15 protein-coding genes, 1 tRNA gene and 2 pseudogenes are annotated in these 15,157 nt (G+C 54.2%); 3 read left to right on the top strand and 15 right to left on the bottom strand.

Annotated elements, in window-relative coordinates:
- Positions 1 to 459, bottom strand: coding sequence for a haloacid dehalogenase-like hydrolase (locus AOB54_01155; protein WVN42016.1), 459 nt, complete (start codon positions 457 to 459; stop codon positions 1 to 3).
- Positions 460 to 552: 93 nt separating this feature from the next.
- Positions 553 to 687: pseudogene (locus tag AOB54_01150) on the bottom strand (fumarylacetoacetate hydrolase family protein).
- Positions 688 to 701: 14 nt separating this feature from the next.
- Between AOB54_01150 and AOB54_01145 the strand changes: the two are divergent.
- Together AOB54_01145 and purT are read left to right on the top strand one after the other, a co-directional pair.
- Positions 702 to 893: pseudogene (locus AOB54_01145) on the top strand (tripartite tricarboxylate transporter substrate binding protein).
- A gap of 2 nt (positions 894 to 895) precedes the next feature.
- Positions 896 to 2,086: a formate-dependent phosphoribosylglycinamide formyltransferase gene (gene purT, locus AOB54_01140; protein ID WVN42015.1), complete on the top strand. Its 1,191-nt coding sequence runs from the start codon at positions 896 to 898 to the stop codon at positions 2,084 to 2,086.
- A gap of 30 nt (positions 2,087 to 2,116) precedes the next feature.
- Here purT and AOB54_01135 read toward each other — a convergent pair whose 3' ends face one another.
- The 13 genes from AOB54_01135 to AOB54_01075 all read right to left on the bottom strand — a co-directional run bounded on the left by AOB54_01135 (position 2,117) and on the right by AOB54_01075 (position 15,019).
- Positions 2,117 to 3,421: a type II toxin-antitoxin system HipA family toxin gene (locus AOB54_01135; GenBank protein ID WVN42730.1), complete on the bottom strand. Its 1,305-nt coding sequence runs from the start codon at positions 3,419 to 3,421 to the stop codon at positions 2,117 to 2,119.
- Between the two features lie 20 nt (positions 3,422 to 3,441).
- The gene (locus AOB54_01130; GenBank protein ID WVN42014.1) at positions 3,442 to 3,756 is read right to left on the bottom strand and encodes a helix-turn-helix domain-containing protein; all 315 of its coding nucleotides are present in this window, start codon (positions 3,754 to 3,756) and stop codon (positions 3,442 to 3,444) included.
- A 79-nt stretch (positions 3,757 to 3,835) separates the two neighbouring features.
- The gene (gene secF / locus AOB54_01125) at positions 3,836 to 4,807 is read right to left on the bottom strand and encodes a protein translocase subunit SecF (protein ID WVN42013.1); all 972 of its coding nucleotides are present in this window, start codon (positions 4,805 to 4,807) and stop codon (positions 3,836 to 3,838) included.
- Positions 4,808 to 4,820: 13 nt separating this feature from the next.
- Positions 4,821 to 6,659: a protein translocase subunit SecD gene (secD, locus tag AOB54_01120; GenBank protein ID WVN42012.1), complete on the bottom strand. Its 1,839-nt coding sequence runs from the start codon at positions 6,657 to 6,659 to the stop codon at positions 4,821 to 4,823.
- An 8-nt stretch (positions 6,660 to 6,667) separates the two neighbouring features.
- The gene (gene yajC / locus AOB54_01115) at positions 6,668 to 6,940 is read right to left on the bottom strand and encodes a preprotein translocase subunit YajC (GenBank protein ID WVN42729.1); all 273 of its coding nucleotides are present in this window, start codon (positions 6,938 to 6,940) and stop codon (positions 6,668 to 6,670) included.
- A gap of 110 nt (positions 6,941 to 7,050) precedes the next feature.
- Positions 7,051 to 8,187, bottom strand: coding sequence for a tRNA guanosine(34) transglycosylase Tgt (tgt, locus tag AOB54_01110; protein ID WVN42011.1), 1,137 nt, complete (start codon positions 8,185 to 8,187; stop codon positions 7,051 to 7,053).
- Entirely contained in the window at positions 8,177 to 9,361 is a 1,185-nt protein-coding gene (gene queA, locus AOB54_01105) for a tRNA preQ1(34) S-adenosylmethionine ribosyltransferase-isomerase QueA (GenBank protein ID WVN42010.1), read from the bottom strand. Before queA ends, tgt begins: the two co-directional genes overlap by 11 nt.
- A 22-nt stretch (positions 9,362 to 9,383) precedes the next feature.
- The gene (locus AOB54_01100) at positions 9,384 to 10,502 is read right to left on the bottom strand and encodes a thiolase family protein (GenBank protein WVN42009.1); all 1,119 of its coding nucleotides are present in this window, start codon (positions 10,500 to 10,502) and stop codon (positions 9,384 to 9,386) included.
- 9 nt (positions 10,503 to 10,511) lie between these two features.
- Positions 10,512 to 11,855 carry an AMP-binding protein gene (locus tag AOB54_01095; protein WVN42008.1) on the bottom strand — a complete coding sequence of 448 codons (1,344 nt, stop codon included), beginning with the start codon at positions 11,853 to 11,855 and terminating at the stop codon, positions 10,512 to 10,514.
- 20 nt (positions 11,856 to 11,875) lie between these two features.
- Complete coding sequence (locus AOB54_01090) at positions 11,876 to 13,027, bottom strand: ATP-binding protein (GenBank protein ID WVN42007.1); 1,152 nt, start codon at positions 13,025 to 13,027, stop codon at positions 11,876 to 11,878.
- Positions 13,028 to 13,118: 91 nt separating this feature from the next.
- On the bottom strand, positions 13,119 to 13,655 hold the full coding sequence (locus AOB54_01085; protein WVN42006.1) for a biotin transporter BioY: 537 nt from the start codon (positions 13,653 to 13,655) through the stop codon (positions 13,119 to 13,121).
- Between the two features lie 130 nt (positions 13,656 to 13,785).
- Positions 13,786 to 14,379, bottom strand: coding sequence for an energy-coupling factor transporter transmembrane component T (locus AOB54_01080; GenBank protein ID WVN42005.1), 594 nt, complete (start codon positions 14,377 to 14,379; stop codon positions 13,786 to 13,788).
- A 4-nt stretch (positions 14,380 to 14,383) separates the two neighbouring features.
- On the bottom strand, positions 14,384 to 15,019 hold the full coding sequence (locus AOB54_01075; GenBank protein ID WVN42004.1) for an energy-coupling factor ABC transporter ATP-binding protein: 636 nt from the start codon (positions 15,017 to 15,019) through the stop codon (positions 14,384 to 14,386).
- Between the two features lie 30 nt (positions 15,020 to 15,049).
- Between AOB54_01075 and AOB54_01070 the strand changes: the two genes are divergently transcribed.
- Positions 15,050 to 15,134 (top strand) — tRNA-Leu (locus AOB54_01070).
- Positions 15,135 to 15,157: the final 23 nt, after the last annotated feature.

Below are 15,157 nucleotides of genomic sequence, written 5' to 3'. Positions count from 1 at the left end.
TTAATCTGCCGCAGAATTACCTGCGTAGTCATAACCCTTTTCCCCGTACTTGGCTTCTAATGCAGCCCGTTTGTTTGCGCCTGCGTTATTGGTCGTACCATCGCTTGCCAGCACTTCGTCAAAAACACCCAAATGGTCTGCGATGGCTTGAGCCACGCGCTTATCTGCTGCCGTACACAGCACAATCCGCCTACCTGCAGTCCGCTCTTCTTTTAACCAAGTAATTAGCGCGATGTTAAAAGGCAGCGTGGTGACATCTAGACTGACACTGTCTGCTACTTTGGCTTTAAGCGCCGCTTTCCCCTGTAATAACCAAAATGGCAGGGCGAATACCTTAAGGGGACTATCACGTAGCAGACCGAAGGCTAATTCGTGTAGCGTGTCAGAAAGCGTAAGGGTGCCGTCTAAGTCAACGGCCAAAACGGGCAAAGCTTCTCTAGCTGAGTGTTGAACTGTCAAAAATTAAGCCAATTTAGGTTTTTCTAGATCTCGTAATGTAAGCATGAAATCGAGTTTTTGAAAACCACCCCTGATTAAATAAATCCTTTTACTTTAAACCAGCGGATTCTCAATCGCCCCAATACCGTCGATCTCAACGCGAACCTTATCGCCCGCCACCAAATACTTCGGCGGCTTAAAGCCGATGCCCACGCCCACTGGCGTGCCGGTGGAAATGATGTCGCCAGGGCTATGGCTCTTCTGGCAACTACGGTACCATGCATGTGCCCATGGAACAGTTGAAAATCGCCGAGTGCTTCTCGATTACCCACATCCCGTACACCGGTGCTGGCCCTGCCATTCAGTTTTTGGATGCGCCTGAGTTCCAAAAATACATCGATAACGATGCCAAGCGTTTAGCCGAAGTGGTGAAGAAAATCGGAAAGGTGCAGTAATCATGATTGGCACGCCTCTTTGCCCCAACGCCACCCGCGTCATGATGTTGGGCTCTGGTGAGCTCGGCAAAGAGGTCGTGATTGCCCTGCAACGCCTGGGCGTTGAAGTAATTGCAGTAGACCGTTACGCCAATGCACCTGCCCACCAGGTGGCCCATCGGTCCCATGTGATAGACATGACGGACCCAGCGGCGCTGCGCGCATTAATTGAGCAAGAGCGGCCCCACTTGGTTGTGCCCGAGATTGAAGCGATTGCCACACCCGCGTTGGTTGAGCTGGAAAAAGAAGGCAAGGCCACGGTCATTCCAACAGCACGCGCAGCTTTCCTGACCATGAACCGTGAGGGCATTCGGCGCTTGGCGGCTGAAGAGTTGGGCTTGCCAACTTCTAAGTATCAATTCGCCTCATCACTGGAAGAACTTCAAGCAGCCTGCGATGCCGTGGGTTACCCCTGCTTTGTGAAGCCTGTGATGTCGTCTTCAGGCAAGGGCCAATCCAAATTGAATTCGGCCGCAGATGTGAAAGCCGCATGGGACTACGCGCAATCGGCCGGCCGTGTGGCCAATGCACGGGTAATAGCAGAGTTGATGATTGAATTCGATTTTGAAATCACACAGTTAACTGTTCGTGCCCTGGGCGCTAATGGCGAAGTAGAAACCCACTTCTGCGCCCCGATTGGCCATGTGCAGATTGATGGCGACTATGTCGAATCATGGCAGCCACAGGCCATGACAGAGACCGCGCTCGAGCGCGCCCGTGAGATCGCCCAGGCCGTCACTACTGCGCTGGGTGGTTTGGGGATCTTTGGTGTGGAGTTGTTTGTAAAGGGTGATCAGGTCTGGTTTTCTGAAGTCAGCCCGAGGCCCCATGACACGGGCATGGTGACCATGGCGACCCAGTCTCAAAACGAGTTCGAATTACATGCCCGCGCGATTCTTGGGTTGCCGGTGGATACCACCCTGCGTAACCCCGGTGCCTCTGCTGTGATTTATGGTGGCTTAGAAGCCAAAGGAATTGGCTTTACCGGTGTGGATGAAGCACTGCGCGTTCATGGCACCGACATTCGTTTATTTGGCAAGCCTGAGTCGTTTACCAAGCGGCGGATGGGTGTTGCGCTGGCCAGTGGCAAAGACACCGATCAGGCCCGTGAGCGGGCGAAGCTAGCGGCCTCGCTAGTAAAGACGACCGCTTAATTTTATTTGTCGGAATTCCGAATAGAACCACTAAACGTCTGCTTCTTTTAAAAACTTTGCGGTTTGTTTCCGCACACCGTTGAAAACGGCCTCAGCCAGTGGCTCAGGATAGTGGTCAGGCAGTTGCTGCATTACGCTCGCAATCGCACTCTCAATTGTCTCGGCGGTTTTTAGCATCAATTCCCAAATCCCGGGCAGCCCGGAATTCTTAGCAAGCAATTTCCAATGCCGAGTACGTATCTCGGAGATTGCATAGTGAATGTTCTTACCCTTTAACCCCATAGCCAGTTTTGCATTTTGCAAAGGCAAGCGATTAGCGCCATGGCCGATAACTGGCCAGGCCGAAATCACGTCATAAAGGGGGGTTAGCTCGTATTTGTCTTGAGCATGCAAACGTACCGAAAAGTTTTTTCCGTGGCCATCGATTGCGGCCAACAACCAAAAAGCAAACTGCGCCATCACAAAAATTGCTCTGTCTAAGTCAGCCCCCTGACTGCCCTGAAGTATCTTCAGACTCGCCTCAATACCCGGCCCTCCCATCGACTGGTACTTTCGATCAGCTGAAATCCCAAGCACCTGGCAAAAATCCTCCTGAGGAAGCCTGGCCAACCAACGTGACCGCCCCTGTTGGCCTGACACCCAACGCCGATCAAACCGCTCGACGATTAGCACCTTTTGGTCCTCGAATAGACCAATCTCTGCAGTAGCAACCGGGAGCCCAATCGCTGCAAGAAATTTTAAGCAAAGCCACTCGTTTTCCACCGAATTTCGAAGGTCGTATTGATACCCCCCAACCAGCCCCAATGGAAGCTTGAAAATATGAGAAGTCGGTGTTGATCCCTTAGGTAAGCACCAATTCGCCCCCACTTTTAGCAAAGCGGTTTTTTCTTGAGCGCCTGCAATCGATATTCGAAAGTCTGAGTCATCAATCCACCCATAAGCAGGTGAAGCCGTCACCATCCGCAAATGTTTTGCCACCGCGGCTTCATCCAAGGATTCGTAGCTAATACGGTCAAATCCCGTGGGCTCAGATCCTTGCGGCAATAACTGAACCGCCCCGACACAATCGCGCCCGATCGCCTCTAATAAATCAAAAGCTCGCGCAGACTTGGTTTGGTAACGGGCGCTTAATCGCTTACGAATTCGTTCATTGTCCGGCAGCAGATTGTCAAAATAATTTTCGACCGCATCACCACGAATCTCCAAGGTGCCCGTGATCGGTAGAGAAAGAGAGAGGGAACGGCAGGCAGGGGATTGCACCCAGCTATGGTCGTATGTGAACCGATGCAGACCGCCCCGCTCATAGGACCAAGTGCCCACGAATAGGCCGTTCATCCAGACATTAAGCGATCGCATCACCAGTCTTGGCCTTCAGAGCTGGCTTGATCCTGCTTCTTTTTCAGGTCTGCAAGAGTGGCAGATGTATCCGCGCGTTGCGTGATAGAGGCACTTGTTGACGCATCTTCTAATCGCAGCCGAAGATCAAGCGCCGAAAAAACTTTCAGTAAATTTTCTAAACTGACTTTGCCCGGATTGGTTTCAATATCCGCGATTCGGGACTGGGTAACACCGAGATGCGCGGCCAACTGAACCTGCGTGAGACCGCGCGCCTTCCGAAATGCCCTTAAGTGTTGGCCAAGCTGTTCAGCAAAATGAATAGGGTAGTCCATGCTTGATTATCGCTTTTAGGTGATAATCAAAATATATTACCCAAAACCGATAAAGTCAATATATCGGTTTTGGTAGATATTACGGAGTGTAAACCTCGGGCCCGTCGTCTTTTTTCTTAACGGCCTTCACCAGATCTTCGCGCTTAATGCCAAGCCACATGGTGATGGGCGCCATCACAAAGACCGACGAGTAGATGCCAAACACGATACCGATGGTGAGTGCCAGGGCGAAGTAAAACAGCACCGGGCCACCGAAGATCAGCATGGCCAAGACCATGGCTTCCGTGGTGGCATGGGTGATGATGGTACGGCTCATGGTGGTGGTAATCGCGTTATCAATGACTTCACGCACCGAGGCCTTGCGCATCTTGCGGAAGTTCTCGCGGATCCGGTCGGCAACCACCACCGACTCGTTCACCGAATAGCCCAACACCGCAAGAATTGCCGCCAACACCGAGAGCGAAAACTCCCACTGAAAGGCCGCGAAAAAGCCAATGATGATGACCACGTCGTGCAGGTTGGCCACAATCGCTGCGACCGCGAACTTCCACTCAAAACGAATAGCCAGGTAAATCATGATACCCACGATCACAAAGAGCAGGGCCATGGCACCATCGGTTGCCAACTCAGACCCCACCTGCGGACCAACAAACTCCACTCGGCGAAGCATCACACCTGGGGTGGCCTCTTTGAGTGCGGCCATCACTTTTTCGCTCTGGGCGTTTGTGGCTTTTGCAGCAGCCGCTTCACCACCAGATGCCTGGCCGGCCCGCAGCGGCAAGCGAATCATCAAGTCGCGAGAAGTGCCAAAGTTCTGAACTTGCGCATCGGCGTATCCCAGGTCTTCAATGACCTTGCGGACTTGCGTCAAAGGGGCAGCCTGGGGATACGAGACCTCCATGACCGTGCCGCCAGTGAATTCAATCGAGAAATGCAGGCCACGAACAGCGATAAAGATGACTGCCGCGACAAAGGTCAACATCGAAATGATGTTGAGCACCTTGGCGTGCCGCATGAAGGGAATATCTTTTTTGATTCGGAAAAATTCCATTTTTCTTATCCCCTTAACCGATCGACAGGCCAGCCAACTTTTTCCTGCCGCCGTACCAAAGGTTCACCAGGCCGCGCGAGAAAAACACCGCCGAGAAAATCGACGTCAAAATACCCAGGCAATGGACCACCGCAAAACCACGGACAGGGCCAGAGCCAAAGACCAACAGGGCAACGCCCGCAATCAGCGTGGTGATATTGGAGTCCAAAATGGTGGCCCAGGCACGTTCATAGCCCTGAGTAATGGCCGCCTGCGGGCTAGCACCGGTACGTAGCTCCTCCCGCACCCGTTCATTGATTAGCACGTTGGCATCCACCGCCATACCCAGCGTGAGCGCGATAGCCGCGATACCGGGAAGCGTTAAGGTGGCCTGCAAGAGTGACAGCACCGCAACCAGAAGCATCACGTTGACAGTGAGCGCGACTGCTGAAAACGCACCAAACAACATGTAATAGGCCACCATGAAGAGCATCACCACGATGAAACCATAGAGCGTGGAGTTAAAGCCGCGCTGAATGTTGTCCGCACCCAGGCTTGGGCCAATGGTGCGCTCTTCAATAATTTCCATGGGCGCTGCTAAGGAGCCCGCGCGCAAGAGCAGCGCAGTATCGGCTGCTTCGACCGTGCTCATACGGCCCGAGATCTGCACACGGCCGCCGGGAATCTCGCCACGAATCACTGGCGCGGTAACAACTTCACCCTTGCCTTTTTCAACCAGCAGAATAGCCATCCGCTTGCCCACATTTTCACGGGTGACTTCGCGAAAGATCCGAGCGCCTTTCGCGTCAAGCGTTAGGTGCACAGCGGGCTCACCAGGGTTTTGGGAATCAAAGCCAGCCTGGGCATCCGTTAAGTTCTCGCCCGTGAGCACGACTTCTTTTTTCAAAAGAATCGGTCCGCCGCCACGCTCGGTGTACATCTCAAGGCCGGCAGGCGCGCGGCCAGTGGCCAGGGCATTTAATGCCTCGAGGCTGTCTTCAACCATACGAATTTCTAAAGTGGCGGTGCGGCCCAGAATGTCTTTGGCTTTTGCGGTGTCTTGCACACCGGGCAGCTGCACCACAATCCGCTCAGGCCCCTGCTGTTGAATCACTGGCTCGGCCACACCAAGCTCGTTCACGCGATTGGCAAGTGTGGTGATGTTTTGTTTGACCGCATAGTCCCGCACACGCTTTTCAGTCTCGGGCTTCATGGTGCCCACTAAAGCGGGCTCACCACCAAGGGTGACTTCGGCCCAGTTTAGATCGGACACTTGGGTGAGCAACAATCCGCGGGACTTTTCACGGGTGTCCGCATCGCGGAACCGGATCTCAACGCCCTGGGCGGTGCGAGTGATACCCGCATGACGCAGACTCTTTTCACGCAGTGCGGAGCGTGCGTCTGCCATCAGCACATCCATGCGCTTACTTAAAGCAGCGGGCATATCCACCTGCAGCAGGAAATGCACACCGCCGCGCAGATCCAGGCCCAGATACATGGGCAGAGCGCGCATGGCGGTTAGCCAGTTTGGTGAGCTCGAAATCAGGTTGAGGGCTACCACATACCGGGGGTCGGTGGGGTCGGCGTTTAATGCTTTTTCAATTGTGTCTTTGGCTTTAAGCTGGGTATCAGTGTCTTTGAACCGCACACGAACACTGTTGCCATCTAACAATGCGCCATCGTTCGGAATGCTCGCGATCTCCAGCGCGCGATCTACGCGCTGGGCGATTTCCTGATCGACCTTGACAGTGGCCTTGGCACTGGAGACCTGCACAGCAGGCGCCTCGCCATAGAAATTGGGAAGCGTGTAGAGCAGGCCAAACGCTAAGGCCAGCAGCATCACTATGCCGCGCCAGATCGGAAGCTTATTCATTGCTTTTTTTAAATACCTTTGATCGTGCCCTTGGGCAGCAGGGTCTGCACAGCCTGCTTTTGGACATGGATGGTGACGGGCGCATCGCTGCCGATATCCACCGTGACATAAGCATCGGAGACTTCCGTGATCTTGCCCACCACACCGCCGGCGGTCACGACTTCATCACCTTTGTTTAGAGCAGAGATCATGGCCTTGTGCTCTTTGGCCCGTTTCATCTGGGGGCGAATCATCAAAAAGTAAAGCACCACAAACATCAGGATGAGCGGCAAAAAGCTCATCAGCGAAGACTCGGGGGTGCCAGCTGCTTGGGCGTATGCAGGACTAATCAACACGGAAAGACTCCTTGAAATTCGTTAAAAATGCAGGCGCCTAAGTATAACGGGGTGGCCTAGACGCCACGGGCGCGGTCCTGATGGAATTGGCGCCGCCAGTCCGCAAACGTTCCGCTTCCGATGGCCTCGCGCATCTGGCGCATTAGGTCCAGATAGAAGTACAGGTTATGGACGGTGGCCAGGTGGGCCCCCAGAATTTCTTGGACTTTTTGCAAGTGATAAAGATAGCTTCGGGTAAAGGCAGGCCGCTTATCCCCATGCAGATGGGGGGCACAGACCGGGCAGCCGCAGGTGGCATCCAACGGGGCCATGTCGTCCCGATAGCGGGAATTGCGGATTTTGATGTCCCCATATCGGGTGAAGATCCAGCCATTGCGGGCGTTGCGCGTGGGCATGACACAGTCAAACATATCAATGCCCTGGGAGACGCCCTCGACCAGGTCTTCTGGGGTGCCCACCCCCATCAAGTACCGGGGTTTGTGGTCCGGCAGCTGGGGGGCGGTATGGGCCAGCACCCGCTGCATGTCTTCCTTGGGCTCGCCCACCGACAGGCCCCCAATGGCATAGCCATGAAAGTCCATCTCAATTAAGGCCTGGGCGGACTCTTGCCGCAGGTCTTCCATCATGCCGCCCTGAACGATGCCAAAGAGCGCATTGGGGTTGGCCAGCTGCTCAAACTCGGCTTTGGATCGTTTGGCCCAACGAAGCGATAAGCGCATGGAGTCAGCCGTCTGATCCCGTGTCGCCGGATAAGGCGTGCACTCATCAAAGATCATGACGATGTCGGAGTTCAGCACCCGCTGAATTCGCATGGATTCTTCTGGTGTGAGAAAGAGTTTGTCGCCGTTGACCGGTGACTGAAAGGCCACACCCTCTTCTGAAATCTTACGAAGCTCGCCCAGGCTCCAGACCTGAAAGCCGCCCGAGTCCGTAAGAATAGGCTTGGACCAATTCATGAACTCGTGCAGGCCGCCATGCTTGGCCATGACATCTAACCCAGGCCGCAGCCACAGGTGAAAGGTATTGCCCAGTACGATCTGCGCACGAATTGCCTCTAAATCACTCGGCGACATGGCCTTGACCGACCCATAAGTGCCCACCGGCATAAAGATGGGTGTCTCAACCACGCCATGGTTCAGCGTGAGCCGGCCGCGGCGTGCGCGGCCATCCGTAGTGATCAGATCAAATTTCATGGGGTCGTGTGCAAAACATGGCGTCACCATAACTGAAAAACCGGTAACGCTGATCAATGGCGTGTTGGTATGCGGCCCGCATGGTGTCATAGCCCACAAAGGCGGCCACCAACATCAAGAGCGTGGATTTGGGCAGGTGAAAGTTGGTCACTAGGCAGTCCACCACCTGGAACTGATAGCCCGGGCGAATAAAGATATCGGTGTCCCAGGCGCCTGTCTTCACAAGGCCACCGGGAATCGCGGCTGATTCAAGCGTGCGCAGGCTGGTAGTGCCCACGGCAATGACGCGGGTACCCGCTCTTCTTGCGTTGGCGATAGTGTTGGCGGTTTCTTCTGAAATTTCGCACCACTCAGAGTGCATGCGGTGCTCTTCTAGGTTTTCGCTGCGCACCGGCGCAAAAGTTCCAGTACCCACATGCAGCGTGACAAAGGCCCGCTTCACGCCTTTTTTATCCAGTGCCTGTAATACCGACTCATCAAAGTGAAGCCCCGCTGTTGGCGCTGCGACCGAACCAGGTGTGGCGGCATAGACGGTCTGATAACGGGTGACATCGTCTTGATTGGGCTTGTGTTCGATATAAGGGGGTAGCGGAATCTCGCCATGGGCATAGAGCACATCCAATACCGGCTGGTCGAAGGCCAGACGAAAACGGTCATCGTGATCGGGGTCGCGGCCCAGCACGGTGATGGTGGGGGTGTTGATTGGGGCCGTTGCATCAGCAGCCGCGCATGCGCTCGCATCGCTTGGCGTATCAGTAATCGGGTTGCTTCTTAAGTTCGCGCGGGCCGTGGTTAGCTTAATGATTGAACCTGGTGCGGGTTTTTTACTCACCCGCAGCAGGACCATCGCTTCATGGGTCGAGACAATCCGCTCCACCAAGATCTCGACTGCCCCACCCGTTTCTTTGGTGCCATGCAGTCGGGCGGGAATGACTTTGGAGTTGTTAAAGACCAAGACATCGCCTGGGTTCACTAAGTCGATCAGGTCTTTGAATTGACGGTCTTCGAACTTGGGGTGGTGTGTACTCGGGTCAGCCGCGCTTAATTTAATCGCGCTTTGATCGGCGGTACCTGGATTGACCACCAAAAGTCGACTGCCCGAGCGCTCCCCCGCGGGGTGCTGGGCAATAAGCTCAGGTGGCAAATCAAAATCAAAATCAGAGAGTCGGTACATGATTGAGCTAAATTGTGCCGCTTTAATGCCCGACACGCTTGACCAGGATTGCCGAGCCCAGCCCACCTGCCGCGGGGATACAGGCCATGCCATAAGTGCCAACAGGGCAGCTCGCCAACCGCATCAACAGATTGCCCACCAAGACCGCACCCGATGCGCCAATGGGGTGGCCAATCGCCAATAGTCCACCATGGCGGTTAATGATCTGGTCATTAAAACCATAGCGTTGAGTGAGCCAACGCCGGTTATGAATTGCTTGCGCCGCAAAGGACTCCATCATTTCAATGACTCTGATTTTTTTACGTGTGGCCGGAGCAATGCTTTCCAAGAGCTTTTCTGCGGCGACAACACCACCCAATGCTGGACTAATCGGGTCGCAACCCGCCTGTGCATGCGCAACGACTTCTAAAGCAATTGGAAACTGTTTGGCGAGTGTTTGATTAACGATCAATAGCGCTGCTGCACCGTCGGCCTCCGGCGCCACCGTTGCGGCGGTGATGGCGAAGGCGGTAGATCCACCGGAGACTAGGGCGGGCATACGCTGACAGATCGCTAGCGAGAGCTCACGCGTATACGGGTCTTTTATAGCCGCATGCCGCAATAACTTCGCATGGCTTTCAATGGCATATCGCTCTTGCGCTTCGCGTGTGATTTCATGGGCCTGCGCAAAGGTCCGGGCAGCATCTAAGACATTAGGGTCGCGGTCTTCCCATGGCGTGAACTGTGCCTGCCGATAGGGCTGATAGCCAGCCCGTGTTTTTCGACTGCGCAGCGGAGCTTGACTGTGGCTCTCTAGACCACCCGCCAATATCGCTTGCGCACCCCCCAGTGACATCAATGCCGCAGCCTGAGCGATGGCATCCATGCCGCTACAACACTGGGAATCTAAAGTCATTGCGGGTACCGCTGCATCAAAGGCAGCAAGGGTGGCCACGCGCGCGGGATTACCCCCCGCTGCCAAAGCATTGCCCATGATGACCATGTCGGGCGCTGCTGTTTTTACCGCTAGTTTGGAGTGTTGCAGCGCCTGCCATGCGTATCGCAAGGCGGGTTTGGCTAAATCATGCAATGGCGTGTCGCGGTGCAGGCCCCCTTTGGGCGCAATCACAGTTCGGGCACACGCAACGATATAGGCAGTCATGGGCGCAGTTTAAATGGTGTTAGCTGCGCGTTGTTTTGTGGGAGTTGTCGATACAGCGAGCGGCCGAGTCTGACCACTGGTGTGCGCGGCTTTAATCGCACCGAAATCTGTCTTACCCGATGCCGTTACTGGCCAATCCGCCAACACAAAATAATCGCGCGGAATTTTATAGTCTTCCAGTAAGGGCTTGATCCCCGCGATCAACTCTGCACGCGTGATGGTGCTATTTGGTTTCAGTTGCACCACGGCGAGCAACCGCTCGCCACGCATGTCGTCATTTACCCCCAATACCGCTGCCTGGATAATCGCTGATTGGGCTAGCAGTGCCTGCTCAACTTCTTCGGGATGGAGATTCTTTCCGCTGACCACAATCTTGCGGCTCTCGCGGCCGACCAGAAACAAATAACCTTTGGCATCCAGATATCCCACGTCACCCACTGACATCCAGCGCCTGCCAGCTTCATCTGTTTTTTCTGAAAAGTCTGCGGGGGGCGGAGAGAGATAACCTTCGAACAATCCATCGGAGTTGATCCAGATGCGGCCAGTAGCAGATGGCTCGATCTTGATCTTCACGCCATCAAAAGCACGGCCAACCGACCCCGCTGGTAAATCTGTATCCACACCGTGCTTGGCAAGGCTGACATAACTTAACTCAGAGGCCCCGTAAAACTCTGCAATCACAGCCTTCGGGAATAGCGACTGCAGTGAGGACGTAATTTCCGAGAACCACCGCGCACCGGATGACAGTACCAAACGAACAGATGAGCACTTTTGATCGGCGCCCACCATGGCCAACATTTTGAGTTGCGTTGGCACGCCATAAAGCACGGTCGCCTGATGCGTTTTGATTTGCTGAAGCACTCGATCCGGCCGAAAGGACTCACTAACCACTACCGTTGAGCCAACATACAGACCATGAATGACTGCGTAAGAAAACAGGGAGTGGGTGAGATTGCCCGGGGCCACGATGACATCGGATGGCGTAATACCAAATTCTTTTTGGTCGGATGCAAAGCTGGCGCACCACGATACCTGCGATCGCTGGTAACGCTTCGCCGCACCCGTTGAGCCAGATGTAGCGCCAATGATTGGCTGGCCGCCATGGAGTTTTGCGAGCGCTTTGATAACTTGATCGAAAGCGGATGCCTCTGGATCAATCGTTAACGCCGGTAAGGTGGCAGATACGGTGTCAGACACCGCAGATACCGCAGATACCGCAGACAAGGTGTCTGACCCCTCGACCGTCTCCCAAAGTTCTGAATATGTCCAAACCCGCTCACCCAGAATCAGTGCGGTCTTGTCAGGCGTGGTACTCGCCCAGTGTTCGATTCGGGTGGTGATTGGGTTTTGCAAGAGTAAAAATCAGAGAAAAGTTAAGCGACTGCGCTAAAGAACCGTTGCGGATCTCTAGAAAAAACAGGAAAAGTGTCTTGTGTGATGACAATCGGTTTGGCCTTCTTCACCCGATCACAAAACGCCTGAAGACCCTTTTCAGACTGCTTTCGGCCAGACTTTACTTCAATTGCGTAAAGCGCTTCGCGAGAGCGATAAATAAAATCCACTTCCAGGTTTTTCTCGCGCCAGTAAAAAAGTTCTCCCTGCTGTTGTGCAAGCACCAAACCCACTGCCAACTCAAATACGCGACCCCGCCAATCCGGGTCATCCATGGATGCATGCCTTGCGACCAAGGCAACAAGGGCTGGGCACGCCGGCAAAATCTTCGGGCTAGAAGATTTTGAGATCCAAGGTTTTTCGGAGTACTTTTGAATGGTACGAACCATAAAAGCGCCTTCGTACAGTTCAATGTAATTTTTGACTAAGGTAACGTTGCCGCGGTCCTGAAGCTGCCCCAAAAGCTTGGTGTAGCTAATTTCTTGCGCTGGGTAATGACACAAGAGCTCAAACGCCTGACGAAATAGCGCCTGATTTGCAACCCGTTTTGCTTGAAGAATATCTTTGCCAATGACCGCTTCAATGATTGATTCTTTTAAATAGGTGTACCAACGATCAAAATCTTGCTCAAACTGCACGGCACCCGGATATCCGCCATAACGAAGATAGCGATCCAAGTCATAACCGAACGCCTCATGCAGCTCGGTAAAGTCCCAGTGATGCACGCGAATTTGCTCAAAACGACCAGCGAGACTTTCCGATAGCCCGCTTTGTAGCTGTAGAGCACTCGACCCAAGCAAAACAACGCGAAGGCAATATGGATTTGCATCCCAAAGCGATTTGATCGTCTCTGGCCAATTGAAGACTTTTTGAATCTCATCAACCACCAACAGAGTGCCCTGGCCCAGTGCGCGGGCTCGTTGCCATTGCTCAAGTAACCAGGTTCGATCAGTCGACAGAAGATCGTCGGCATTGGCGTAGTGCGCCGGGCCGGACCAGTCCCCCAATAACTGGCGCAGACCCGTGGTCTTGCCCACCTGGCGTGGGCCGATTAGCACCTGGATCAGGGGCTCGGGCGCGGCTAGGCGCTGGGCAAGCCGGCTTACAAAGGCGCGCTGGTAAGGTTTTTGCATTTTGATAGTTTAATCTATCAAAAATGATAGATCAATCTATCAAAAATACGATCCCCGTAACTTTTGCGGCTTCAGGGACCTGGGAATCAACTCAAATCTTGGACACAACGACTGGCGATAGCTTGGTCACCAACCAGGCCGCGATCACGGACTTCAGGATGTCCCCGGGAAGAAACGCCAGTGTTGCAAGGGCAGCTTTCGAAGCTTCCATCTTCGCCACAACGCTTAAGCCCGGAATGCCAAAGGCATAGATGGTGAAGACGCCCCCGATCAGACAGGCCAGTAGCGCTGAAAGAAAGATTTTGGTTGGCATCCACTCTTTGAGAATCCGATAGGCCACGCCACAGACCAAGGCGCCCGCAACCCATCCCAATAAGAACCCGATCGTGGGCCCGAAGAACACGCCCAGGCCCCCACGCCCACCAGAGAGCACTGGCGCACCAAGTGCGACCAGGAATAAAAACAACAATACGGCCAAGGCGCCGTTTCGCCCGCCCAACACCAAGCCGGCCAACATCACGCCGAGCGTCTGTGCAGTAATGGGCACACCGGCAGTAAAGGGAAGATCAAATTTAGGGATTAATCCCAGCACAGCGATGAGCGATGCAAACAAAGAAATGCGAACCAAGTCTGAGTAAGAAATCGCAGTTCTTGATGACGCGACGGTTTGGACAGGAACCGCCTGATGACTGCTGGACTGATCGACACTCGGCGAGTCAGGCTTTGATTGGTTGGTTATGGCTGACCCCGAAGGGGTTTCAGCGGATTTTTCTGGCGGCAATGGATTCTGCAATTTGATCAGTGCGCTTGAGCGCCTCGGACATGAAGGGTGCAAAGAGTTTAATTCCTGGCGAGCGATTTGAGCGAGCCCGCCAGGCATCACTCTGGGATTGCCACTGGGCAAACAACACCGGTACAAAACGAATGACCAAGGCAACGGCCAGGGCAAGACGGTCAGGTTTTAGGCCAAGCACCGACAAGGGCTTTAAGACTGGCATCACCGCCCGAATCATGTCCTGCATGGGCGTGGTTGCGGTGACTAGATCTGCCAACATCACCATAAAAAGAATTCGAAAAACAGATAGAAGTCCGTCTTGCCAAGTCATGACTAAGGCCTGAAACACCCCCAGACCAAGGATCAAAAACAATAGAGCCCGCAATGCCAACCAGCGATTGAGGCCGACACGGCCCAGGCTGATGTAGACGAGGCTTACCGCCGCACAGCCTGCTAGCAAGACCCTCCAATCACCCACTGGCAGTACTGCGATCGAACAGGCCGCCAACATCAAAAGCTTTGCGCCAGCACGCCATTTATGTAGCCAAGTTGGTTGAGAAATGTAGAGAGAGATCATTTGGCTAAGTGCTCGCCCGGTAGGCAGGGATGACCTCAGCGGGTTTGCCGTCTGCCCGCACTTCCCCAGACTCCAGCCAGATGACGCGATCAAATTCTTCAATCAGCGACAGGTCGTGGGTTGCGAATATGACCTGCTGCGGTAGATCGAGAATCACCCGCATCACCAACTGGCTGGTGCGGCGATCCAGGCTGGCACAGGGCTCATCAAAGAGCAGAGTCTGGGCCCCGTCCATCAGCACGGAAAAAATGCAGATCAGCTGCTTTTGGCCATCACTCAGTTCATGGGTGGCTTTGTTCAATAAGTGAGCCATGCCATGCTGATCTAGCAAGGCCTTGGCTGCTTGAGCAGCTGCGTCTGGCGACTCGCCCTGCTCAGTTCGGCCAAAGCAGAGCTCTTCCATCACGGTGGGGAACAGAATCTGATGGTCTGGGTTTTGGAAGACAAATCCGACCTGATTTGGCAAGCCCGTGATCTGGCCAGATTGGGGCTTTAGAAGCCCCTTGATGACCCGAAGAAGCGAACTCTTGCCCGAGCCATTGGGGCCAATCAGGCCAATTCTGGGCTCATCAAGCTTCAGCGATAAGCCAGAGAAGACCTGAGTCTGGTCACGGGCGAGCGAGATGCGATCTAGTTCCACAGCCGGTATACTATCGGTCTTCCTTCCCGTGCCGGGGTGGTGGAACTGGTAGACGCGCCGGACTCAAAATCCGGTGCCGCAAGGCGTGTCGGTTCGAGTCCGACCCTCGGCACCAACGCTTTTTTAAGCTCCCATTTT

Source organism: beta proteobacterium MWH-UniP1, from assembly GCA_036362785.1.
In the GTDB taxonomy this organism is placed as follows: domain Bacteria; phylum Pseudomonadota; class Gammaproteobacteria; order Burkholderiales; family Burkholderiaceae_A; genus Lacustribacter.
Note: the sequence above shows the minus strand (reverse complement) of the source record. Positions and strands in the feature narration are given on the sequence as shown.